This is a genomic window from Halomonas sp. THAF12, from assembly GCF_009363675.1.
Classification (GTDB): Bacteria; Pseudomonadota; Gammaproteobacteria; order Pseudomonadales; family Halomonadaceae; genus Halomonas; species Halomonas smyrnensis.
Window position 1 is genome coordinate 1,941,321 of the sequence record NZ_CP045399.1, and the last position, 23,366, is coordinate 1,964,686.

20 protein-coding genes are annotated in these 23,366 nt (G+C 70.0%); 11 read left to right on the top strand and 9 right to left on the bottom strand.

The annotated features are described in order from the left end of the window. Nucleotides 1-60: 60 nt before the first annotated feature. Entirely contained in the window at nucleotides 61-2,013 is a 1,953-nt protein-coding gene (locus tag FIU88_RS09050) for a propionyl-CoA synthetase (protein WP_301339533.1), read from the bottom strand. A gap of 295 nt (nucleotides 2,014-2,308) precedes the next feature. On the opposite strand from FIU88_RS09050, the gene FIU88_RS09055 reads away from it, so the two are divergent. Next, the gene (locus FIU88_RS09055) at nucleotides 2,309-2,635 is read left to right on the top strand and encodes a helix-turn-helix transcriptional regulator (protein ID WP_152478982.1); all 327 of its coding nucleotides are present in this window, start codon (nucleotides 2,309-2,311) and stop codon (nucleotides 2,633-2,635) included. A 35-nt stretch (nucleotides 2,636-2,670) separates the two neighbouring features. Here the strand turns inward: FIU88_RS09055 and sohB are convergent, their stop codons facing one another. Beyond that, nucleotides 2,671-3,711, bottom strand: a complete 1,041-nt coding sequence (gene sohB / locus FIU88_RS09060; protein ID WP_152478983.1) for a protease SohB — start codon at nucleotides 3,709-3,711, stop codon at nucleotides 2,671-2,673. A gap of 163 nt (nucleotides 3,712-3,874) precedes the next feature. On the opposite strand from sohB, the gene FIU88_RS09065 reads away from it, so the two are divergent. Then, the gene (locus tag FIU88_RS09065) at nucleotides 3,875-4,189 is read left to right on the top strand and encodes an SCP2 sterol-binding domain-containing protein (protein ID WP_016854972.1); all 315 of its coding nucleotides are present in this window, start codon (nucleotides 3,875-3,877) and stop codon (nucleotides 4,187-4,189) included. Nucleotides 4,190-4,211: 22 nt separating this feature from the next. On the opposite strand, the gene nudC is transcribed toward FIU88_RS09065, so the two are convergent. The 4 genes from nudC to FIU88_RS09085 are packed head-to-tail and all read right to left on the bottom strand — an operon-like array spanning nucleotide 4,212 to nucleotide 7,019. After that, nucleotides 4,212-4,985 (bottom strand): NAD(+) diphosphatase, encoded by a 774-nt coding sequence (gene nudC / locus FIU88_RS09070; RefSeq protein ID WP_152478984.1) that lies wholly within the window; start codon nucleotides 4,983-4,985, stop codon nucleotides 4,212-4,214. Continuing rightward, a complete protein-coding gene (gene dnaQ, locus FIU88_RS09075; protein WP_016854974.1) occupies nucleotides 4,985-5,743 on the bottom strand; it encodes a DNA polymerase III subunit epsilon in 759 nt (252 codons plus the stop codon). The genes nudC and dnaQ overlap by 1 nt, the downstream gene beginning before the upstream one ends. Before the next feature lie 41 nt (nucleotides 5,744-5,784). Then, nucleotides 5,785-6,255: a ribonuclease HI gene (rnhA, locus tag FIU88_RS09080; protein ID WP_026068417.1), complete on the bottom strand. Its 471-nt coding sequence runs from the start codon at nucleotides 6,253-6,255 to the stop codon at nucleotides 5,785-5,787. After that, entirely contained in the window at nucleotides 6,252-7,019 is a 768-nt protein-coding gene (locus FIU88_RS09085) for a methyltransferase domain-containing protein (RefSeq protein WP_172977688.1), read from the bottom strand. Before FIU88_RS09085 ends, rnhA begins: the two co-directional genes overlap by 4 nt. A gap of 99 nt (nucleotides 7,020-7,118) precedes the next feature. Between FIU88_RS09085 and gloB the strand changes: the two genes are divergently transcribed. The 7 genes from gloB (at nucleotide 7,119) to FIU88_RS09120 (ending at nucleotide 16,884) form a co-directional block, all read left to right on the top strand. Beyond that, the gene (gloB, locus tag FIU88_RS09090; protein ID WP_152478985.1) at nucleotides 7,119-7,886 is read left to right on the top strand and encodes a hydroxyacylglutathione hydrolase; all 768 of its coding nucleotides are present in this window, start codon (nucleotides 7,119-7,121) and stop codon (nucleotides 7,884-7,886) included. Nucleotides 7,887-7,953: 67 nt separating this feature from the next. After that, entirely contained in the window at nucleotides 7,954-9,144 is a 1,191-nt protein-coding gene (locus tag FIU88_RS09095) for a transglycosylase SLT domain-containing protein (protein WP_152478986.1), read from the top strand. Between the two features lie 45 nt (nucleotides 9,145-9,189). Beyond that, nucleotides 9,190-11,010 (top strand): extracellular solute-binding protein, encoded by a 1,821-nt coding sequence (locus FIU88_RS09100; RefSeq protein WP_152478987.1) that lies wholly within the window; start codon nucleotides 9,190-9,192, stop codon nucleotides 11,008-11,010. Between the two features lie 185 nt (nucleotides 11,011-11,195). Further along, entirely contained in the window at nucleotides 11,196-12,272 is a 1,077-nt protein-coding gene (locus tag FIU88_RS09105) for a microcin C ABC transporter permease YejB (RefSeq protein ID WP_152478988.1), read from the top strand. Between the two features lie 2 nt (nucleotides 12,273-12,274). Next, entirely contained in the window at nucleotides 12,275-13,372 is a 1,098-nt protein-coding gene (locus tag FIU88_RS09110) for an ABC transporter permease (protein WP_152478989.1), read from the top strand. Next, nucleotides 13,369-14,961: an ABC transporter ATP-binding protein gene (locus tag FIU88_RS09115; RefSeq protein ID WP_152478990.1), complete on the top strand. Its 1,593-nt coding sequence runs from the start codon at nucleotides 13,369-13,371 to the stop codon at nucleotides 14,959-14,961. The genes FIU88_RS09110 and FIU88_RS09115 overlap by 4 nt, the downstream gene beginning before the upstream one ends. Before the next feature lie 183 nt (nucleotides 14,962-15,144). Beyond that, complete coding sequence (locus FIU88_RS09120) at nucleotides 15,145-16,884, top strand: GGDEF domain-containing protein (RefSeq protein WP_253742456.1); 1,740 nt, start codon at nucleotides 15,145-15,147, stop codon at nucleotides 16,882-16,884. A 27-nt stretch (nucleotides 16,885-16,911) separates the two neighbouring features. Here FIU88_RS09120 and FIU88_RS09125 read toward each other — a convergent pair whose 3' ends face one another. Continuing rightward, a complete protein-coding gene (locus FIU88_RS09125; RefSeq protein WP_152478991.1) occupies nucleotides 16,912-17,613 on the bottom strand; it encodes a pseudouridine synthase in 702 nt (233 codons plus the stop codon). After that, nucleotides 17,613-18,428 carry an amidohydrolase gene (locus tag FIU88_RS09130; RefSeq protein WP_152478992.1) on the bottom strand — a complete coding sequence of 272 codons (816 nt, stop codon included), beginning with the start codon at nucleotides 18,426-18,428 and terminating at the stop codon, nucleotides 17,613-17,615. The genes FIU88_RS09125 and FIU88_RS09130 overlap by 1 nt, the downstream gene beginning before the upstream one ends. A 123-nt stretch (nucleotides 18,429-18,551) precedes the next feature. Here FIU88_RS09130 and rarD point away from each other — a divergent pair, with 123 nt between their 5' ends. Then, complete coding sequence (rarD, locus tag FIU88_RS09135) at nucleotides 18,552-19,457, top strand: EamA family transporter RarD (protein ID WP_152478993.1); 906 nt, start codon at nucleotides 18,552-18,554, stop codon at nucleotides 19,455-19,457. 18 nt (nucleotides 19,458-19,475) lie between these two features. Here the strand turns inward: rarD and FIU88_RS09140 are convergent, their stop codons facing one another. After that, the gene (locus tag FIU88_RS09140; protein WP_152478994.1) at nucleotides 19,476-21,890 is read right to left on the bottom strand and encodes an EAL domain-containing protein; all 2,415 of its coding nucleotides are present in this window, start codon (nucleotides 21,888-21,890) and stop codon (nucleotides 19,476-19,478) included. 310 nt (nucleotides 21,891-22,200) lie between these two features. On the opposite strand from FIU88_RS09140, the gene FIU88_RS09145 reads away from it, so the two are divergent. Then, on the top strand, nucleotides 22,201-23,364 hold the full coding sequence (locus FIU88_RS09145) for an NAD(P)/FAD-dependent oxidoreductase (RefSeq protein WP_152478995.1): 1,164 nt from the start codon (nucleotides 22,201-22,203) through the stop codon (nucleotides 23,362-23,364). The last annotated feature ends 2 nt before the right edge of the window (nucleotides 23,365-23,366 follow it).

Genomic DNA, 23,366 nt, shown 5'->3' on the forward strand with positions numbered 1-23,366 from the left:
AACGGTCGCGAATTATACGCGCCCGTTCGCCGGGGGCCAAACCCGCCTCGGCGCGCCGCCCTACTGTTGCCGTGCCTGCTCGGCGCTGCCCAGCGAGCGCGCCACCATGGCATCGTGCACGTCGGCGAGGCTTGCGGGGTCATCGATGGTCGAGGGCACGCCATAGGCCTCGCCGTCGGCGATGTGACGCAGCAGCTTGCGCAGGATCTTGCCGGAGCGGGTCTTGGGCAGGCGATCCACCACCAGCACCTGCTTGAGGCAGGCCACCGGACCGATCATCTCGCGCACCCGCTCGACCAGCTCGCGCTCCAGGGTCGCCTCGTCGCCGTCGAAGCCGTCCTTGGGGATCACCAGCCCCACCGGCACCTGACCCTTGAGCGCATCGTGAATGCCGATCACCGTGCACTCGGCCACCGCCGGATGGCCGCCCACCACCTCCTCCATCTCGCCGGTGGAGAGACGATGCCCGGCCACGTTGATGACGTCGTCGGTGCGCCCCATGATGAACAGATAGCCGTCCTCGTCCAGATAGCCCGCATCGCCGGTCAGGTAGTAGCCCGAGAAGGCCGCCATGTAAGCGGCGTGAAAACGCTCGGGATCACGCCAGATGCCGGACAGGCAGCCCGGCGGCAGCGGCTGCTTGATCATCACGCTGCCCTGCTCCAGCGCCGGCGCGTCGTGGCCGCTGCGATCGAGGATGCGCACGTCGAAGCCCGGCACCGGCACCGTGGCCGACCCCGCCTTGGCCGGCATCGGCTCGAGCCCCAGCAGGTTGGCGGCGATCGGCCAGCCGGTCTCGGTCTGCCACCAGTGATCGACCACCGGCACATCCAGCATCCCCTTCAGCCAGTGGAAGGTCGGCGGGTCCAGTCGCTCCCCCGCCAGGAACAGCGCCTTGAGGCACGAGATGTCGTGGTCCTTCAGGTGCCCCCCTTCGGGATCCTCCTTCTTGATCGCCCGGAAGGCGGTCGGCGCGGTGAAGAAGGCCTTGACCCGATACTCGGCGATCAGCCGCCAGAAGGCCCCGGCATCCGGGGTCCGCACCGGCTTGCCCTCGTACACGACGGTGGTGCAGCCGCGCAGCAGCGGCCCGTAGACGATATAGGAATGGCCCACGACCCAGCCCACGTCCGAGGCCGAGAAGAACACCTCGCCCGGCGCCATGTCGTAGACCGCCTCCATGGAATAGTGCAGCGCCACGCCATAGCCGCCGGTATCGCGCATCACGCCCTTGGGCTTGCCGGTGGTGCCGGAGGTATAGAGCACATAGAGCGGATCGGTCGCCCGGACCGGCACGCACTCGGCCGGCGCCGCCGCGGCCTCCAGCGTCGCCCAGTCATGCTCGCCCTCGCCGAGCTCGACCGGGCACTGCTCGCGCTGCAGCATCACGCAGGCCTCGGGGCGATGGGCGCTCTGCGCCAGCGCCTCGCGCACGATCGGCTGGTAGGGCAGCACCCGGTCGACCTCGATGCCGCAGGAAGCCGCGATCACCACCCTGGGCTCGGCGTCCTCGATGCGCACCGCCAGCTCGTGGGGGGCGAAGCCGCCGAACACCACCGAATGCACGGCCCCCAGCCGGGCACAGGCCAGCATGGCGATCGGCGCTTCCGGCACCATCGGCAAATAGATGACCACGCGATCGCCCTGCTCGACGCCGAGCTCCCGCAGCGCCCCGGCGAAGCGCGCCACCCGCTCGCGCAGCTCGGCATAGGTGTAGCGCCGCTTGTCGCCGCTGACCGGCGAGTCCCACAGCAGTGCGTCCTGATCGCCGCGACCCTGCTCGATGTGGTGATCGAGGGCCGCATGACAGAGGTTGAGCTCACCGTCGCCGTACCAGCGGGCATGGCCCTGATCGTCATACTCGAGGATGCGCGTCGGCGGGGTGATCCAGGGCAGGCGCCTCGCCTGCTCGGCCCAGAAGGCCTCCGGCTGCTCGATGGAACGCTGATATTCGCTGCGATATGTGGACATGGGGCCTGCCTGTTCAGTGAATGTCGCCTCGATTGTTGACACACTAGAACAACACCAACCCCAAAACCCTCATACCAAGGGAGAAATTCGACAAATGGACGAGACATCGCGCCACGTTGTCGACAAACATGACGCATCAAGCGCACCAACACGGCCACGCCGGCCGCCCTGAACTATAGTTGAGAAATGACTGAATCAGAAAAGACGTGACGTAACGGGCCACCGCGGGCACGCACCATCACAACACCCAGGGCTTGCCGGGAGACGTCATGACGACAGCCCATCGGCAAGAGACGACCGCCATCGGCTGCCTTGGCAGCATGAGAGGTGATACATCATGAGCACTTCGCAAGCCCAGGCCGATGGCCTGCTGCACGACGGGGATGACGTCATCGACCGGGCCAGCGCCCTGCTCAAGGCGATGGCCAACGACAACCGGCTGAGGATCCTGTGCCTGCTGGACGGGCAGGAGCTGTCGGTCACGGAGCTCAACCACCAGCTGGCGCTGAGCCAGTCCGCCCTCTCCCAGCATCTGGCCATCCTGCGACGCGAGAACCTGGTGAGCACCCGGCGCGCGTCGCAGACCATCTACTATTCGCTCAACGGCGACCGGGCGAGGATCCTGCTGTCGGCCCTCGCCGGAATGGAACTGGGGAACCACTGAGACCGGGAAGCGGTTGACACCGAGGCCCCGCAGGATCAGCGCTTCTGCCAGCCGCGCGCCTCCAGGCTCTCGACGACCCGCTCCACGCCACGTTCCACGCCGTCGGACACCGCCAGACCCAGCCTTGCCGCCAGGGGCTGGCGACGCTCCAGGCGCAACGAGACCACCCGCGCCTCTTTCATGCGCTCGACGAGATAGGCCTCGCTGGTGCCGATCTCGTCGGCCAGCCCCCGGGGCAACGCCTGCTGGCCGTACCAGCTCTCGCCGGTGGCCACCGCCTCGATGTCCAGGTCCGGGCGACGCTCGGCGACATAATGCTTGAATAGCCCGTGCACGTTCTCGAGGTCTTCCAGGAATTTCTCGCGCCCTTCCTCGGTGTTCTCGCCGAATACCGTCAGGGTGCGCTTGTAGCGGCCCGCGGTCAGCACCTCCACGTCGACGTCGTGGCGCTTGAGCAGGCGATGCAGGTTGGGCACCTGGGCGACCACCCCGATCGAGCCCAGCACCGCGAAGGGCGCCACCCGCAGCCGGTCGGCGCAGCAGGCCATCAGGTAGCCGCCGCTGGCCGCCACCTTGTCGACGCACACCGTGGTGGAGAGCCCCGCCTGACGCAGGCGGTCGAGCTCGGCGGCGGCATGGCCGTAGGCGTGCACCAGCCCACCGGGCGACTCCAGGCGCACCACCACCTCGTCCTTCTCGCCGGCCACGTCCAGCACCGCCGACACCTCCTCGGCGAAACGCCCGGTGGCACTGGCCTTCAGGTCGCCGTGGAAGTCCAGCACCCAGACCGTCCCGGCGACGTCGCCGCCGGCATCGTCCTTGTGCTTGCCGCGCGCCTTGTCATCGCGTCGAAAGGCCTTCTGCAGCCGCTTGCGCGCACCGGGCTCGCTGGCGGCCAGCTGCAGTCGGCGACGGCGGCGACGGCGATCGCCGTTGAGCTCCTCGACCCGCAGCCGGGTCCGCTCGCTCTCGCCGCCGCGCGAGCGCATCACCACCATCACGCCCAGGGCCACGATGACCACCACCGCCACCAGCTGGGCCAGGAACATGCCGAAATCCGTCAGCCACTCGTTCACCGTGTCTCTCCTTCGAAGTGTCCATCCTTCGCGGCGTCATTCGCCGCAGGGCTGCCCCTCATCCTGCCCAGCGGCGGGCGCCGCGACAAGCCGACCGGCTTGATGGCTCCGACGCTTTTCCCTACTCTCGCGGATCGATCTTTCACGTCTCCGGAGACCCCCGATGTCCGACAGCACCCTCGACAAGCTCCATGCCCGCTTCGATCCCGAGGCCGCCCGCGGCATGGACGAGGTGTTCCAGTTTCACTTCAGCGACGCCGGCGACTATCACCTGGTGGTGCGCGACGGCACGCTGGACGTTCAGGAGGGCGTTCACGAGGAGCCGTCGGTCAGCCTGAGCCTGAGCACCGAGACCCTCAAGGGCGTGATGAGCGGCGAGATCAGCGGCATGAGCGCCGTCATGAGCGGCCGCCTCAAGGCCACCGGCAACGTCATGCTGGCGACCAAGCTCGGCGGCCTGTTTCCCCGCCGCGACTGAGCCGAGGGCGGGCGAGTTCGCCTCAAGGCCGCACGCCGACCTCGGCCAGGTGCGTCTCGATCAGCGCCCGCGAGATGGAGTGAGGCGGCGGCAGCTGCGGCAGCCGACGCGGCGAGTACCAGGCGGCGTCGCTGATCTCGTGGCCGTCGATGCGAATGCGCCGGCTGGCCGCCTCGGCGAAGTAGCCGAGCATCAGCGAGTGCGGGAAGGGCCAGGCCTGGCTCTGGAAGTAGCGCAGCCGCCCCACCGTCAGCCCCACCTCCTCGAATACCTCGCGGTGCACCGCCTCCTCGGCGGATTCGCCCGGCTCGATGAAGCCGGCCAGCGTCGAGTAGCGCCCCGGGGGGAAACGCGGACTGCGCGCCAGCAGCAGCGACTCGCCGTGGGTCACCAGGGTGATGATGCACGGCGAGATGCGCGGATAGTTGCGATGCCCGCAGCGCTCGCAGTGCATCGCGAACTCGTGGTCGAGCCGCGAGGCCGGCGCGCCGCAGCTGCCGCAGAAGCGATGATGGCGCAGCCAGGCGCCGACCTGCAGCGCGGTGGAGACCAGCGCGAACCAGGACTCCGGCAGCCGCGCCAGCCACTCCCGCCCCTCGATCCAGTCGTCGCCGGGCGTCTCCTCCACCGACAGCGCCACCGGCGCGTCGTGCCACCAGCACATCGGCTGCATGGCCGGGGTCCAGGGCTGCCACGGCTGCAGCGGACCGCCGTCTGTGCCCGGGGCGATGCGCCCCCGGGCCAGGCGAATCACCCGACCCGCGGTTTCCTCATGGGGCAGTTCGCGACGCAGCATCAGGAGGTCTCCCGACCCGGCCACCCCTCCAGGGTGTCCCAGCGGCATTCGCCGCCGGCCTCGCGGACGGTCGCCAGCTTGTCGCGATGGGCCTGCCACTCGGCCTCGTCCGGCGCCTGGACCGTCAGGCTGCCCGGCGTCAGCGCCACCCGACGGATGTTCAACCCGCCGCTGGCCGCGGACTCGTCGCCGTCACCGGCGCTGGCGTCCAGCGACAGGGCGGTCTGGCCCCCGGTCATCGCCAGGTAGACGTCGGCCAGGATCTCGGCATCCAGCAGGGCGCCGTGCAGCACCCGGTGCCCGTTCGCGATGTCGTAGCGCTTGCACAGCGCATCGAGATTGTTGCGCTGGCCCGGATGCTTGTCCCGGGCCATCTGCAGGGTATCGAGGATGCGGCAATGATCGGCCACCGGGCCCAGACGCGGCTCGCCGCGGGCCTGGTTCAGCAGGCCGATTTCGTGGTCGATGAAGCCCACGTCGAAGGGCGCGTTATGGATCACCAGCTCCGCGCCCTCGATGAAGGCCCAGAACTCGTCGGCGATCTCGGCGAACAGCGGCTCGTCGGCGACCCGCTCATCGGTGATGCCGTGCACCGCCACCGCCTCGGCATCGATGCTGCGCTGCGGATTGATGAACTGGTGATAGGTGTTGCCGGTCAGCCGGCGATTGACCATCTCCACGGCGCCGATCTCGATCAGACGGTGGCCGTCGCGGGGGTCGATGCCGGTGGTCTCGGTATCCAGGATGATCTGACGCATGGGGCGTTACCTGTGGGGAAATCGGCGTTCTTGGGCGAGCATCAGGCCTTGGCCTGCATCTCGTCGATGGCCTCGTTGGCCAGGCTGTCGGCGCGCTCGTTGCCGGGATGACCGCTGTGACCCTTGACCCAGTGCCACTCGACGCGGTGACGCTGAGCCTCTTCGTGGAGGGCGCGCCACAGTTCGGCGTTCTTGACCGGCTGCTTGGAAGCGGTCTTCCAGCCGCGCTTGATCCAGCCGTGAATCCACTCGGTGATGCCGCGACGCAGGTATTCCGAGTCGGTCCACAGCTCGACGCGGCACGGCCGGGTCAGCGCCTTCAGCGCCATGATGGCGGCCATCAGTTCCATGCGGTTGTTGGTGGTCTTCTCCTCGGCGCCCTTGAGCGGCTTCTCGTGAGGGCCGCTGCAGAGCAGCGCGCCCCAGCCGCCGGGGCCGGGATTACCGCGGCAGGCGCCGTCGGTATAGATCGTCACGTCGGGCAACGCCCCTGACTGTGGTTGGTCTGTCACCCTTGCTTACCTTCGTCGGTGGCGGACCGGCCGGATACGTTGCCCAGCGCCGAGCCGGCCAGCGGCGTCGGAAAGACCACCCGGCCGCGCCCGGGCTGGACCAGCTGGGACCGGCGCCGCGCATGAATCATGTAGCTGTCGCCCAGCGGCAGGTTGTACCGGCGCCCGAGGGTCTCGAGCCGGGCGTTCCGGGCCGGACTGCCGGGCAGGCGAAAGCCGCAATAGTCTACCCGGCGGGCCTCGAAATCGACAAACGCCAACCAGTCGGCGAGCCGCCCGGGCGTGCGCCAGCGTCCGCGGCCGGGCAGCTGCCGCCGCCGGGCGGGCCGACAGCGCCGCCAGCCACTGGGGCCGAAGGGATGCCAGCCGAAGAGGATCAGATGGCCGTCGTCGGCGGTCACGCGGGCCGCCTCCTGAAGCAGATGGTGAGGATCGGGAGCGATCTCGAGCAGGTGATGCACCACCACCAGGCTCAGGCAGCCGTCGGGGAGCGGCAGGGCATCGAGGGGGCATACCAGGGTGGATTCGTCGGCGGCCAGCTCCCGGGTCGGCGACCAGCGCAGTGCATGACGCACCGGACACATGTCGGCCAGGCTCGGCGCCAGCCCGAGCTCCAGCCCGTGGGGGCCGAACCAGCGCTCGCAAAGCGGGCCGAGGCAGGCGCGCTGGGCCTGCCACACGCCCTGCCCGGCGGCGCCGGCCCAGTAATGGCGGCCCTCTCGCACCAGCCGCGCCATGCGCATCGCCTCCTGCGAATTTGACATGATCCGTTCATCTCTCCAGAGTACTCGATTTTGCACAGACCCGATTCAATGCGCCACCGGCCTCGGACATCACCGACCCGGCGCGAGGACCCCGAGCCCATGTTGAGCGTGACACCGATTCCCGCCTTTAGCGACAACTATATCTGGATGCTGCGGCAGGACACGAGCCCCGAGGTCTGCGTGGTGGATCCGGGTGATGCCGCCCCGGTGATCGAGACCCTGGAGCGCGAGGGACTGACCCTCGGCAGCATTCTCGTCACCCATCATCATCCTGATCACGTCGGCGGGCTGCCCGAGCTGATCCAGCGCTACTCGCCGCGGGTGATCGGACCGCACAACCCCGCCATCGAGGGCATCGACGAACGCGTCGGCGCCGGTGACGAGGTTCGGGTGATCGGGCGCCTGTTCGAGATCATCGAGGTCCCGGGGCATACCCTGGATCACATCGCTTTCTTCACCGCCGGCATTCCGCCGCTGCTGTTCTGTGGCGACACCCTGTTCAGTGCCGGCTGTGGACGCCTGTTCGAAGGAACCCCCGAACAGATGCATGCCTCGCTGGCGCGCCTCACGGCGCTGCCCGAGGACACCCTGGTCTTCGCGGCCCATGAGTACACCCTGGCGAACCTCGCCTTCGCCAAGGCCGCCGACCCGGACAACCCCGACATCGACGCCGCCGAGCAGGAGTGCCGGCGGGCCCGGGAGCTCGAGCGCCCCACCCTGCCCAGCACCATCGGGCGGGAACGGCGCATCAACCCTTTCCTGCGCTGCGAGGACGCCGGTGTGCGTCGGGCCGCCGCCCCCCAGGGCGACACGACCGACGCCGTGACGACCTTCGCCACCCTGCGCGGCTGGAAAGACGACTTCTGAGACCCACCCGGCAACTCGCGTTGCCCGCCTGATTCACGGACGGCAACGCCCGCCCCGGAGGCCCTGAATGACCTATCACACATCGCGCCGGCGACTCCTCGGATTCGCCAGCACGATCGCCATGACCGGCGCCCTGATCGCCGGCGCCTACACCAAGGCATCGACCCTGCCCGCCGGACAGATGGGCGCCGATACCCCGAGCTTCGCCCCGGTTCACCGCGGCGAACCGGAGGGCCAGCGCACCTTCTGGAGCCACCTGCAGCTGCAGCCGGCCGACGCCTGGTCGCGTCTGCGCGACACCTTCCAGTGGAAGGATCAGTGGCAGAACGGCGCCGGCCACGCCCGGGTTCAGCACTGGATCGACGAATACAGCGCCAAGCCGCACAACGTCGCCGAGATCGCCGAGCGCGCGCGCCCCTGGCTGGCGTGGATCCTCGAGCGGGTCGAGAACCGCGGCCTGCCCGGCGAGATCGCCCTGGTGCCCTTCGTCGAGAGCTCCTTCGACCCCGAGGCGCGCAGCCACTTCGGCGCCGCCGGCCTGTGGCAGATCATGCCGCGCACCGGCGATGCCCTGGGGCTGAACCGCTCCGGCAGCTGGGACGGCCGCCTGGACGTGGTGCGCTCCACCGAGGCCGCGCTGGACTACATCGAGTACCAGGCCGACCAGTGGTACGAGGGCAACATCGAGCTCTCGCTGGCCGCCTACAACGCCGGGGCCGGCACCGTGAACCGCGCCCAGCGCCGCGCCCTGGCCCAGGGCAAGCGGGGTGACTACTGGGATCTCGACCTGCCCAACGAGACCATGGATTACGTCCCCAAGCTGCTGGCCATCGCCGCCATCGTCGGCGAGCCGGAGCGCTACGGCGTGACGCTGCCCGAGATCGAGGGCACGCCGGCCTTCGAACGCGTGCCGGTGACGCGCACCGTCCGCCTCGGCGAGGCCGCGGAGCTGGCCGGCGTGCCGACCGGCCAGCTGGCCGCACTGAACCCCGGGATGCGCGGCGACACCGCCCATCCCGGCCAGGTCAGCGAGCTGCTGGTGCCCGTCGACAATGCCGAACCGCTGCTGGCGGCCCTGGAAAGCACCGCCCCGAGCGGCGGCGCCGCGGGAGAGATCCACGTGGTGCGGCGCGGCGACACCCTCTCCGGCATCGCCTCCGAGCACGCCGTGGCGGTCGCCGACCTGGCCCGCTGGAACGGCCTCGACAGCCCCAACGCTTTACAACCCGGCCAGCAGCTGACACTTTCCGGTAGATGATCAGGGGGGCCATCGCCCCCCGACCTGGTACAAGGATGCTGACCGATGCGATCGATCGTCCTGCTGACGGCGGCCCTGGCGGCGACGCCCGCCCTGGCCGCGGACACGGCTGACGTGCCCACCCGCCATGGCCTCGCGCTCTACGGCGACCCGGCGCTGCCGGCGGGTTTCGACCACTTCCCCTACGTCAATCCCGACGCGCCCACGGGCGGCACCCTGACCCGCGGCGCCAGCGGCAGCTTCGATTCCACCAATCCCTTCATCATCCAGGGCACCCCGGCCTCGGGCCTGAATGCCATCTACGATACCCTGATGGTGGCCAACCCCGACGAGCCCTTCACCATGTACGGGCTGCTGGCCGAGGGCATTCGCCTCGACCCGGACCGCCAGTGGATCGAGTTCGACCTCGATCCCGATGCCCGCTTCCACGACGGCGAGCCGGTCACCGCCGAAGACGTCATCTTCAGCTTCGACACCCTCACCGAGCTAGGCCAGCCGTTCTACGCCGCCTACTACGCCGACGTGCGCGATGTCCGCGCGGTCGACGAGGACACCGTGCATATCGATCTGGCCGACAGCAAATCCCGTGAGCTGCCGCTGATCCTCGGCCAGATGCCGATCCTGCCGGCCCACTACTGGGACGGTCGCGACTTCGAGCGACCGACCCGCGACGCCCTGCTCGGCTCCGGCCCCTACCGCATCGCCGAGGTCGACCCCGGTCGACGCATCGTCTACGAACGGGTCGACGACTACTGGGGCCGCGACCTGGCCGTGAATCGCGGCCGCCACAACATCGACCGGCTGGTCTACGACTACTATCGCGACCAGACCGTGGCGCTCGAGGCCTTCAAGGCCGGCAACCTCGACATGCGCATCGAGTCCAGCGCACGCAACTGGGCCACCGCCTACGACTTCCCGGCCGCCGACGACGGTTTCGTCGAGCGCCTGGAGGTGCCGGACGGCCAGCCCGCCGGCATGCAGGCCTACGTGATGAACACCCGCCGCGACGTGTTCCAGGACGTGCGCGTGCGCGAGGCCATGAACCTGGTCTTCGACTTCGAGTGGCTCAACCAGAACCTCTTCTACGGCGCCTACGAGCGGACCCACAGCTACTTCGAGAACTCCGAGATGGCCGCCGAGGGCCTGCCTGGCGAGGCCGAACTGGCCCTGCTCGAGCCCTGGCGCGACGCGCTGCCCGAGCGGGTGTTCGACGAACCGCTGCCCGTGGAGCGGCCGGATGACATGCGCGGCCGCCTGCGCGAGGCCCTCGGCCTGCTGCATGCCGCCGGCTACGAGAACCGCGAGGACGGCACCCTGGTCAACGCCGAGACCGGCGAGCCGCTGGCCTTCGAGGTCCTGCTCTACGACACCCAGTTCGAACGCGTCGTGCAGCCGCTGCTGCGCAACCTCGCGCGGCTCGGCGTGCAGGGCGACATCCGCATCGTCGACGTCAACCAGTACCTGAACCGGCTGCGCCGCTTCGACTTCGACGTGGTGGTGGGCGGCTTCCCGCAGTCCGCCAACCCGGGCAACGAGCAGCGCGAGTTCTGGGGCAGCGAGTACGCCGACGCGCCGCAGAGCCGCAACCTGATCGGCCTGGCCGACCCGGCGATCGACGCCCTGGTCGACGAGCTGATCGCCGCCGACAGCCGCGAGGCGCTGGACACCGCCGCCCGGGCCCTCGACCGGGTGCTGCGCTGGGGTTTCTACGTCATTCCGCAGTGGCATCTGGACAGCACCCGCATCGCGGTCTGGGACAAGTTCGGCTGGAAGGAGCCCTTCCCCGAGTACAATCTCGACCTCGACGCCTGGTGGGTCGACCCCGAGCGCGGCGCCGAGATCGAGGCCCGACAGCGCAATCGGTGAGTCGGGTACGAGGTACGATGCTCGCTGGCAGATGAGCGCCGGGGACAAGGCGAAGCGAGGTTCTTTTGACAGGAACGTCAAAAGAAGCGCCCAGGGATGGGTTTACCGCGTCCTCGCGATGGTCCGACACTTCGGGGCTTGTCGCCGCGAACGTTGAGATTTCATATAAGCTCTAAGGACACTCCGTGGCCGCCTACGTACTGCGCCGCCTGCTGCTGATGATCCCCACCCTGCTGGGGATCATGTTGCTCAACTTCCTCATCGTGCAGGCCGCCCCTGGCGGCCCCATCGACCAGATGCTGGCCCGCTTCGAGGGCCTGTCGACCCAGGCCAGCACCCGCCTCGAGGGCGGCGGCGGCGACAGCGCGGGCAGCGGCGGCGAATCCCGCGGCGCCCGCGGCGTGCCGCAGCAGTACATCGACCGCCTCGAGACCCAGTTCGGCTTCGACGAGCCGGCCTACCAGCGCTTCCTCGACATGCTCGTCGACTACGCCACCTTCGACCTGGGCGAGAGCTTCTTCCGCGGCGAGCCGGTCACCACCCTGATGCTCGAACGCCTGCCGGTGTCGATCTCGCTGGGCCTCTGGACCACCCTGCTGGTCTATCTGATCTCGATCCCGCTGGGCATCCGCAAGGCGCTTCGCCATGGCTCGCGCTTCGACGTCTGGAGCTCGGGCCTGGTGATCGTCGGCTACGCCATCCCGGGCTTCCTGTTCGCCATCCTGCTGATCGTGCTGTTCGCCGGCGGCAGCTACTGGGACGTGTTCCCGCTGCGCGGCCTGACCTCACCGGACTTCAGCGATCTCTCCGCCTGGGGCAAGGTCAAGGACTACTTCTGGCACATCAGCCTGCCGGTCATCGCCTCGGCGATTGGCAGCTTCGCCACCCTGACCATGCTGACCAAGAACAGCTTCCTCGACGAGATCCACAAGCAGTACGTGCTGACCGCCCGGGCCAAGGGCGCCAGCGACCGCCGCGTGCTCTACGGCCACGTGTTCCGCAACGCCATGCTGATCATCATCGCCGGGCTGCCCTCGGCGCTGGTGGCGATCTTCTTCACCGGCTCGCTGCTGATCGAGGTGATCTTCTCGCTCAACGGCCTCGGCCTGCTGGGCTTCGAGGCGGTGATGCAGCGCGACTACCCGGTGATCTTCGGCACCCTGTATCTCTACACCCTGATCGGGCTGATCCTGAAGCTGGTCTCGGATCTGACCTACGTGTGGGTCGACCCGCGCATCGACTTCGAGACCCGGGAGTCCTGAGCATGGCACTGAGCGAGCGTTTCTCTCCCATCACCCGCCGCCGGCTGGCGGTGTTCCGCGGAAACCCCCGCGCGCGCCTGTCGCTGTGGCTGTTCATGGCGCTGTTCGTGGTCAGCCTCGGCGCCGAGCTGGTGGCCAACGACCGGCCGCTGCTGGTGAACTACCAGGGCCAGTGGTACGCACCGCTGATCGTCGACTACCCGGACAGCGCCTTCGGCGGCTTCCTGCCCACCCCGGCCGACTATCGCGACCCCTACACCCGCGAGGCCATCGAGGCCGACGGCTGGATGCTGTGGCCGCCGATCCCGTTCTCCTACGACACCCTGGATCAGGACCTCGACCATCCGGCGCCCTCGCCGCCCGACGCCCGCCACTGGCTGGGCACCGACGACCAGGGCCGCGACGTGCTGGCCCGGGTGATCTACGGCTTCCGCCTGTCGGTGGTGTTCGCCCTGGTGCTGACCGCCGGCTCGCTGGCCCTTGGCGTCGCCATCGGCGGCGTGCAGGGCTACTTCGGCGGCAAGGTCGACCTGATCGGCCAGCGCCTGATCGAGATCTGGTCCGGCCTGCCGGTGCTGTTCCTGCTGATCATCCTGGCCAGCCTGGTCGAGCCGAACCTGTGGTGGCTACTCGGCATCATGCTGCTGTTCTCCTGGCTAGGGCTGGTCGACGTGGTGCGTGCCGAGTTCCTGCGCGCCCGCAACCTGGAATACGTGCGTGCCGCCAGGGCCATGGGCCTGCCGTCGCGCATCATCATGCGCCGCCACGTGCTGCCCAACGCCATGGTCGCCACCCTGACCTTCATCCCGTTCCTGTTCACCGGCGCCATCACCACCCTCACCGCCCTGGACTTCCTCGGCTTCGGCCTGCCGCCGGGCTCGCCGTCGCTGGGCGAGCTGGTGGCCCAGGGCAAGAACAACCTCCAGGCGCCGTGGCTCGGCATCACCGCCTTCTTGACCCTGGCGGTGATGCTGTCGCTGCTGGTGTTCATCGGCGAGGGCCTGCGCGACGCCTTCGACCCGCGCCACATCCAGCACGCCAGCGGCAAGGCCGAACCGGCCGACGGCGAGCGCCAGACCGCCACCGGGAGCGCCAGATGAGCGACGAGACCCTGCTTCGCCTCGAGGATCTGACCATCGCCTTCGACGACGCCCCGGTGGTCGAGGCGCTGTCGCTGCAGGTACGCTCCGGCGAGACCCTGGCGCTGGTCGGCGAGTCCGGCTCCGGCAAGTCGGTATCGGCGCTCGGCGCCCTGGGCCTGCTGCCACCCGGGGCCCGGGTCAGCGGGACGCGCCGACTCGGCGACACCGATCTCGCGCGGCTATCGACGCGCGACTGGCGCGCGATCCGCGGCGGACGAGTCGGCTTCGTGTTCCAGGAGCCGATGACCTCGCTCAACCCGCTGCACACCGTGGCCCGCCAGATCGGCGAGACCCTGCGCCTGCACCAGGGGCTTCGCGGCGCGGCCGCCCGCCGACGCGCCCGAGAGCTGCTCGAACAGGTCCAGCTGCCCCGCGCCGAGGAGCTGCTCGACGCCTGGCCCCACCAGCTCTCCGGCGGTCAGCGCCAGCGCGTGATGATCGCCATGGCCATCGCCAACCACCCGCGGCTGCTGATCGCCGACGAGCCGACCACCGCGCTGGACGTCACCGTGCAGCAGGAGATCCTGGCGCTGCTGGCCGAGCTGCGCGATACCCACGGCATGGGCATGCTGTTCATCACCCACGACCTCAATCTGGTGCGTCGCCACGCCGATCGGGTCTGCGTCATGCGCCACGGCCGGGTCCAGGAGACCGGCCCGGTGTCGCGGGTGTTCGAGACCCCCGAGAGCCCCTATACCCGCGAACTGCTGGCCGCCGACCCCACCGGCCGCCCCGAGCCGCTCACCCATCGCCCCCCACTGCTCAGCGCCCGCGGGCTCGGGATCCGCTTCCAGCGGCCGAAGAAACTCTTCAGCCGCCGACCGCCGGCCTTCGAGGCGGTCAAGCCGCTGGACCTCGCGGTCGCGCCGGGCGAAACGCTCGGCATCGTCGGCGAATCCGGCTCCGGCAAGACCACCCTGGCCCTGGCGCTGCTGCGCCTGCAGCAGAGCGACGGCGAGATCACCTTCGACGGCCAGCGTCTCGACCGCCTCCACGGCGACGCCCTGCGCCGCCAGCGGCGGCGGCTGCAGGTGGTGTTCCAGGACCCTTACGGCTCGCTGTCGCCGCGCATGCCGGTAGCCGATATCGTCAGCGAGGGGCTGCGCTTCCACCACCCCGAGCTGGACGATGCCGAGGTCGACCGCCGCGTGCGCGCCACCCTGCGCGAGGTCGGCCTGCCCGAGGAATGTGGCGCCCGCTATCCACACGAGTTCTCCGGCGGCCAGCGTCAGCGCATCGCCGCGGCCCGTGCCCTCATCCTCGAGCCGTCGCTGCTGGTGCTCGATGAGCCGACCTCGGCGCTCGACCGCACCGTGCAGAAGCAGCTGGTCACCCTGCTGCGCGAGCTGCAGCGCAAGCGCGGGCTCAGCTATCTGTTCATCAGCCACGACCTGGCCGTGGTACGCGCCATGGCCCATCGCCTGCTGGTGCTCAAGGACGGCGAGGTCGTCGAACAGGGCGACTGCGAGGCCGTGCTGACCCGGCCGACCACCGACTACACCCGCGCCCTGGTCGAGGCCGCGGGGCTGTCGTCGATGTCACGATGAGCGCCGCCATCGGCGTCGCCGCCTCCCCCGCGGCCTGCTCACCAGGCCGCACCGGGCGTTGATGCTGCAGAAGCGACTGAAGATAACGGTATAAATCAGAGACGACCCGGGAGACGGTTTTGCTGGCAGCGAAGGGCCGCCTATCTATACTTGCCGAGTGTCGAAGGAACGAGAGGAACCGGGATGCGTCAGGCAAGGATGTGGCTGACCGCCGCGACGCTGCTGTGCCTGGCGGCCCTGTGGGCCGGCTCGGCGATGGCGGCATCGCGCGACCTGGGCGCCGGCTGGGAATATCGCTGGGGCGACTCGCCCATGACCGCCGACGGCGTGCCGACCTGGGCACGGCCGAGCGATGACACGGCCTGGCAGGCCATCGACTTCCCCGCCAACCCACCCGGCCGCCGCGGCCAGACCCACGCCTGGTTCCGCACGGTCCTCCCCGACGGCGACTGGCGCGACCCGGTGCTCTACATCACCAGCATCGACCTGATCGCCGAGGCCTATCTGGACGGCGAGCGCCTCTATCACCACGGCACCTTCGACGCCGCCGGCAACGGCCGCTTCGCCGGCTGGCCCTGGCACATGATCCGCCTCCCCGAGGACTTCGCCGGCCGCCTCCTGACCCTGCGCGTCTACTCCGACTACACCGACATCGGCCTGTGGGGCGAGGTCAGGCTGATGGAGCGGGCCGAGCTGTACGACCTCCTGCTGCGCGACTCCCTCGATGCCCTCATCGTCGGCCCGCTGTGCCTGCTGCTGGCGCTGCTCGCCGGCGGCTTCGCACTGTTCCAGGACGATCGCCGCCGCTTCCTGCCCATCGGCCTGTTCGCCCTGGGCTCCGGCGTCATGATCCTGGCCGAATGTCCGGCCAGTCAGCTGCTGATCGACCGCCCGCTGCTGTGGGACGGCCTCACCGCCGCGGGCTACTTCAGCCTGCCGGTCGCGCTGGGGCTGCTGCTGGAACACTGGTTCGCCGACACCCGGGCTCGCCGCATCCGCCGCATCTGGCAGGCCCATCTGCTCTATCTGGTGGGCGCGCTGGGCGCCAGCGGGCTCGGCTGGGTCGAGCTGTCGATGACCTTCCCGGTGTTCGACGCGCTGCTGGTCGTCAGCCTCGTCCTGCTGCTGGCGATCATCGTGCCCTATCTCGGGCGGTTCGATGCCCGGCAGCGGGCCATACTCGGCGCCTTCGCCCTCTTCGGGGCATTGCTGCTGATCGACATGGCCGTGGCCCACGGCCTGCTGCCCTGGCGGCGGGTGCCGACCAGCGCCGGGGCGCTGGCCTTTGCCCTGGTCATCGCGGGCATCTCGCTGATCGACTATGCCCATACGCAGCGTGAACTGAAGCGTCTCAACCGGCAGCTCGAGCAGGAGGTCGAGGAGCGAACACAACGGCTACAGCAGCTGGTGGACCGGCTCGAGATCGACTCCACCACCGACCCGTTGACCGGCCTGCACAATCGCCGCCACTTCGACGAGTGCCTGCGCCAGGAAACCCACCGGGCCAGGACCCGGCAGGCGCCACTGGCGCTGGCGATGCTCGACATCGACCACTTCAAGCGCATCAACGACAGTCACGGTCATGCGGCCGGCGACCGGATCCTGGCGGGCGTCGCGATCGCGCTGCGGGAGCACTTCCGCGACGACGACGAGATATGCCGCATCGGCGGCGAGGAGTTCGTGGTGCTGCTGCCCGGCGCCGGCGCCGACACGGCAAGGGAGCGCGCGGCCTCGCTGATGGCCGGCCTGGCCGACCGCGTCTACTGGCACGACGGCCACATGCTGGGCCCGGTGACCCTGTCCTGCGGCATCGCCGCCTACCCGGCGCACACCGACGATCCCCTGGCGCTGCCCGATCTGGCCGACCGGGCGCTGTACGGCGCCAAGAAGACCGGCCGCAACCGCATCATCACCGCGACATGAGGATCGACCTCAGGCGGAACTCCCCCCTCAGAACAGCGCCACTTCCTCGGCGCTGAGCTCGCGCCATTCCCCGGGCGCCAGTTCGGGGTCCAGCGTCAGCGCGCCGATCGATTCACGGTGCAGTATCTCGACGTGGTTGCCGATGGCGGCAAACATGCGGCGCACCTGGTGGTAACGGCCCTCGTGGACGGTCAGCCGCGCGTGCAGCGGGTCGAGCATCTCGAGCTCGGACGGCCGCGTCGGCGCCTCGTCACCCTCGAGCTCGATGCCCTCGGCGAAGGCCGCCACCGCGCGCTCGGCCTCGGCGCCTTCCAGGGGACGCGCCAGGGTCGCCAGATAGACCTTGGCGCAGCCGCGCTTCGGCGAAGTCACGCGATGCGACCACTGGCCGTCGTCGCTGAGCAGCAGCAGGCCGGTGGTCTCCACGTCGAGCCGCCCCACCGTCTGCAGGCGCTCGGCCTTGGGCAGGTCGATCAGGTCCATGGCGCGCGGATAGAGGCCGCGGCGCGCCGTGCATTCCACGCCTTCCGGCTTGTGCAGCATCACGTAGCGCAGCCCGACCAGCTCGAGGCGCTCGCCGTTCCAGGTGACGCGATCATCGGCCGCGAGGTGGCGGGCCGCCTTCTTCTCGCGTTCGCCGTTGACCTCGACCTCGCCGCGGAGCAGCGCCCGCTTGGCCAGGCTGCGGGTCATCTCGGTGCTTTCGGAGAGAAATCGATCCAGTCGCATCAGGCACCCACTCCATCGGTCAGGCCGAAATGATCGGCGTCGCGCCAGGCCGGAAACTTCTCCCGGAAGGCATGCAGTTCGTCAAGCGACAGCGTCCCTGTCCTGACGAAGGCCACATCGCGGGGCTCGTCGATCAGCGGCTCGCCCTTGGCGTCCACCAGCATCGAGTCACCGGCGTAGGCCAGGCCCTTGGCGTCCTCGCCGACACGGTTGACGCCGATCACCGGGCACAGGTTCTCCACCGCGCGGGCCTGGAGCAGCACCCGCCAGGGATGGCGACGGGGCGCCGGCCAATTGGCCACGCACAGCAGCGCATCGTATTCGAAGGCTTCACCGGCCTCGGGCCGCTGGCGCAGCCACACCGGGAAGCGCAGGTCGTAGCAGACGCTGAGCAGGATGCGGAAGCCCTTGAGCTCGACGATCACCCGCTCGTGGCCCATGGCATAGCGCTCGTGCTCGCCGGCCATGCGGAACAGGTGGCGCTTGTCGTAGTGCACCAGGCTGCCGTCGGGGCGCGCCCAGATCAGGCGGTTGAAGCAGTCACCGTCTTCCACCACGGCCACGCTGCCGGTCACCACGCAGCCGCGTCGGATCGCCTGCTCGCGCAGCCAGGCCACGGTGGCGCTCTCGGCCATGGGCTCGGCCATCTCGCGGGAATTCATGGTGAAGCCGGTGGCGAACATCTCGGGCAGCACGATCAGGTCGGTGTCGTCGCCGTCGAGCTCGCCCAGCGACGCCTCCAGCATCCGGCAGTTCGCCTCGGGGTCTTCCCAGCGCAGGTCGGCCTGCACCAGGGTCGTTCTGAGTTCGCTCATCGAGGACTCCATTGGGGATCAAACGGCCCCCATAGCCTAAACGAGAGCGCACGCCGACGCAGCCATCACCCTGCCGGCCGGCACGCATGATAGGCTGTCGCTTTCTTGAACAGGGACGTGAAGATGCCTTCGATCGACCGCGACACCCAGGCCGTCCAGGGCGTGGGATACGGCCTCGCCGCCTATCTGATGTGGGGCTGTTTCCCGCTGTTCTTCGCCCTCTTCGACGGCGTGCCCGCCTACGAGATCCTGGTGCACCGGGTGCTGTGGTCGTGCGTGTTCCTGGCCGGCGTGGCGACCGTGCTGCGCCGCTGGCGGCCGGTGCGCGAAGCCTTCGCCCGGCCGCGACAGCTGGGCAGGGTACTGGGCTGCGCGGTGCTGATCGCGATCAACTGGGGCCTGTTCATCTACGCCGTCGAGACCCAGCACGTGCTGCAGGCGAGCCTCGGCTACTACCTGACGCCACTGATCAACATCGCGCTGGGCATGCTGGTGCTGCGCGAGCGCATGAGCCGGGTGCAGGGGCTGGCGGTGGGCCTGGCCGGCATCGGCATCGGCCTGCAGCTGGCGCTGCTCGGCACCCTGCCCTGGATCAGCCTGGTGTTGGCCCTGAGTTTCGGCACCTATGGGCTGCTGCGAAAGCAGGTGCCGCTGGACGGCCTCTCGGGGCTGCTGGTCGAGACCCTGCTGCTGATGCCATTGGGCCTGGTGGCCCTGGGCGCGCTCAGCCAGGCCGGCCTGTCGCATCTGCTCGCCGACACCCGCACCACGCTGCTGCTGGTGGCCTGCGGGGTGATCACCGCCTTGCCGCTGCTGGCCTTCGCCGGCGCCGCCCGCCGCCTGCGCCTGGCCACCCTGGGCTTTTTGATGTACCTGAACCCCAGCGTGCAGTTCCTGATCGCCCTGTTCGTGTTCGACGAGCCGCTGGAACCGACCCAGCTCGCCACCTTCGTGCTGATCTGGATCGGCCTGGCGCTCTACAGCTGGTCGGCCTGGCAGCGCCGCGCGCCGTCACAGGCCCGCGCCTGAGCGTGACCGGACCGCGGGCTAGCGCCAGCGCGTCAGGAACGCCTCGGACTCGCTCGGCCGCCCCAGATGGAAGCCCTGCAGCAGCTGCACGTCCTGCGACGCCAGCCAGCGCAGCTGCGTCGCGCTTTCCACGCCCTCGGCGACGATCTCCAGGCCGAGCTGGCGGCAGAAGCGCACCATCGCCGCATAGGCCTCGACCGCCCGCTCATGGCGCCCGGCCGCCTCGAGCAGCTCGCGGTCGAGCTTGACCGCATCGAAGGGCAGCCGCTGCAGCAGCCGGAAGGCGGTATAGCCGGTGCCGAAATCGTCCAGCGAGACCCGCACGCCGAGGCGGCGCAGCTCGACCAGCGTCTGCTCGAGGCCCACCAGCTCGCCGAAGTCGGCGTGCTCGGTGATCTCGATCTCGAGCCGGCCGGGCGGCAACCGTCTCTCCCGCAGCGCATCGGCCAGCCCCGGCACGAAGGCCTCGTCCTCGAGGGAGGCCAGCCCGACGTTGATCGACAGCCGGAAGTCGTCGCCCAGGCGCGCCCGATGCCGACTCAACCAGTCGATGGCCTCCTGGATGACCCAGTGATCCAGCTGGCGCGTCAGGCCGAGGCTCTCGACCACCGGCAGGAACTCACCCGGTGACACGGCACCGTATTCGGGATGCTGCCAGCGCAACAGCGCCTCCGCGCCCAGCAGGCGATGATCCCGGGTGGCGAACTGCGGCTGGAAGACCAGCCGCCACTGGGACTGCGGCGCGTCGATCAGCGCCTCGATCGCCTCCGCCAGATGGCGAAAGCGCGTCGCCGATCCGGGCTCTCGCGGGATGACACGGCACAGGGGCTGCGACCAGCCGCGCCGGTCGAGATGCCTCACTCCCTCGTCCAGCGCGTCGCGGCACTGGGCGATGTCGGCGCCCCGGTCGCCGAGACACAGCAGGCTCGCATACCAGTTCAGCCGCTGTCCGCCGCGCTGGGGCGAGAGCTCGCCGAGGCGCGCCAGCACGCCGTCGAACAGCACCTCGACATCCACCGCCAGCGCCGAGGCCGGCATCCACCCCAGCAGGTTCATGCCGGGCCCCGCGTAGAGATGCCAGTCCGCGGGCAGCGCCTCGCGCATCGCCGGGAGCTGTTCGCGCAGCATCGACTTGGCGGCGGTCAGCCCGAAACGTTCGCGGGCCTCGCGCAGCTGCGGCGAGGCGAGCTCGAACAGGCAGCCGCCGCGGCTCGGTGCCTCGGCCTCCCACAGCTGCTGGCTGGGCAGGCCGCTGGCCTGATCGATCATCAGCCGCCGCTGGCGAAGGGCGATGCGTCGCCGCGACCAGCCCATGACCAGCAGGCCGCCGCCCAGCACGCCGCTGCCACCGAGGCCGGCCCACAGCAGCATCGAACGCTGATCCTCGACCTGCCGCATGGCGTCGTTGACGCCGATCCATTCGATGGAGCCGGTCAGCGGCGCCGGCACCCGGGCATGCCAGCGAGCGTCCAGCACCCGGCGGCCTTCCGCCACGACCTGACGCGCGGGCTGGCGTTCGAAGATCGGGCTCAGCAGCGTCTCGATGGCCAGGGTGGCCGCCCGCCGGGTGTCGAGCAGGGTGCCGCCGGCGCAGCCAAGGTCCAGCTGGTACGGCACATGGCAGAAGACCGGCACGCCCTCGGCGGCGAGCGCCTCCAGCCAGCCCCGTCGCGTCGGATCGAGATCGCCGCTGCCGGTGGTCTGGCCCTCGACCAGATACACCCGGGTAGCGTCCGGCAGCGCGTCCAGCGCCTCGATCACCGCCGCCGGCGTCCAGTCCCACAGCACGCCGGCCAGCCGCCCCGAGGAGGACGCCCGCAGCCGCGACACGAAGGCCCGGGTCAGGTCCTCGCCGACGGCGGTGTCATCCCCCAGCACCAGCCAGGGCACCGGCGCGCCGAATGCCTGCCCCAGGAAGGCCAGCGACGGCTCGGCCACCTCGGTGGTCTCGATCCGCTTGATGCCCGCGTCCCGCGCCCGCTGCTGCAGCGCCGGATCATTGATGCCGATCGCCACCACACGAGACGCCTCGCGCCAAGCCTCGGGGCGGGAGAGATAGAAGGCCAGGGCCGCATCGTCGAGCAGCAGCAGACGATCGCTGGGCGTCACCGCGAAGCGCCCTGCCAGGCGCTCGCGCTGCAGGCTGAAGGCACGCTCGCGGCCCAGGCGCCGGGCATCCAGATAGTCCACCTCGAGCGCCGGCACGCCGAGCCGTTCGGCCGCCTCGTCGAGACGAGCCAGCAGCTCGTCGGTCCACAGGTTGCCGCGGTGATAGGAGGCCAGCACCTGGATGCGCGAGGCCTCGCCGGCGGATACGGTGCCGCTGGCCCCGCTCGCGGGCACGGCCGATGCCGACGACGCGGCGATCACGAGCCCCGCCAGGCAGCGGCACAGCAGGAGCTTGAGGTGTGGTAACCGCGTTCGCGACCGCATCGGGAACCCGACTCGTTTATGTTCAAGGCTTTATCTGACGCCTTGTCGCTCCGGACGTCAACCGAAAGTACTGACGCAAGCCCTCGCCCCGCCGGCGGCCGAAGACGGCGAGCTCGCCGGCACCGAGAGGCCGCTCCCATGTGCTGTGGCCTGCCAACCGCTCTCTGAAGCCCGGCGTGGGCACGAGGATCGACGCGCTCAAGCAGGCGGCCCGGCACCGCCACGAATTCGGCCGCAGAGCCTGCATCAGGGGTGGCGGAGGATGGCGGGCAGGAGGAAGATGGCGCTATCCCGGTCACATGGCGATGCTATGACATCTCTCGCCCCTCACGACGCGCCGCCCCGCTCATCGACGGCCCCCCTGCTGCTGGTCGGCGCCGGCCACGCGCACCTGCACCTGATCCACCAGCGGGAGCGCCTGCCCATGCCGCGGGTGATGCTGCTCGATCCCGGCGGCTTCTGGTACTCCGGCATGGCCGGCGGCGTGCTGGGCGGCCAGCATTGCCCCGCCGCGGACCGAATCGATCCCATGGCGCTCGCCCGCCGCCATGGCGTCGAGGGCCTGCGCGGCCGGCTGGCCGAGTTCGATCCCGCACGACGCGAGGCGCGGCTGGACGACGGCCGACGCCTGGCGGTATCGGCCGTCTCGTTCAATCTCGGCTCGACGGTGAACACGCCGCCGGCCCATGCCGAGGGGCCCGGGGTGTGGCCGGTCAAGCCGATCCCTCGTCTGGTGTCGCTGCGCCACCGGCTGGCGCGCGACTTCACTGCGGGAAGCTGCCCGCGGCTGCTGGTGGTCGGCGGCGGCGCCAGCGGCGTCGAAGCGGCCTGCCAGCTGCGGGCCCTGGCCGACCGCTACGGCGTCGACCCGACCATTCGCCTGCTGACCCGGTCGTCGGAGCTGCTGCCGGGCGCCCCGCCAGGCGCGGTGCGCTGGCTGCGACGCCGGCTCGCCCGGCGTCGCATCACGGTCGAGACCGGGCTCGAACTGGTCGCCCATCTGCCGGGCGGCATCATGGCGACGCCCGCGGGACAGCCCGCCGGCGAAGACAACGCGCGCTTTGTCGCCGCCGAGCACGTGGTTCACGCCGTGGGCCTGGCGCCGCCGCCGGTGATCGAACGACTCGGCCTGACGACGATTCCCGGCCGCGGGCTGGCGGTCACCGACAGCCTGCAGAGCCCGGCGGCCCCCTGGGCCTTCGCCGCCGGCGACTGCGCCGCCATCATCGACCACCCACTGCCGCGGCTCGGCGTCTACGGGGTGCGCCAGGCGCCGGTGCTGCGGGACAATCTCATCGCCTGGTGGCGCGGCGAGGCGCTGCGCCCCTACCGGCCCCAGCCCCGGGCGCTGTCGATCCTCGATCTGGGCCGCGGCCAGGCGCTGGCGATACGCGGCGGCGCCTGGTGGGGCGGACGGCTGGCCCGGTACTGGAAACGCCGGCTGGACGAGCGTTTCCTGGCCGGCTATCGCTGAAG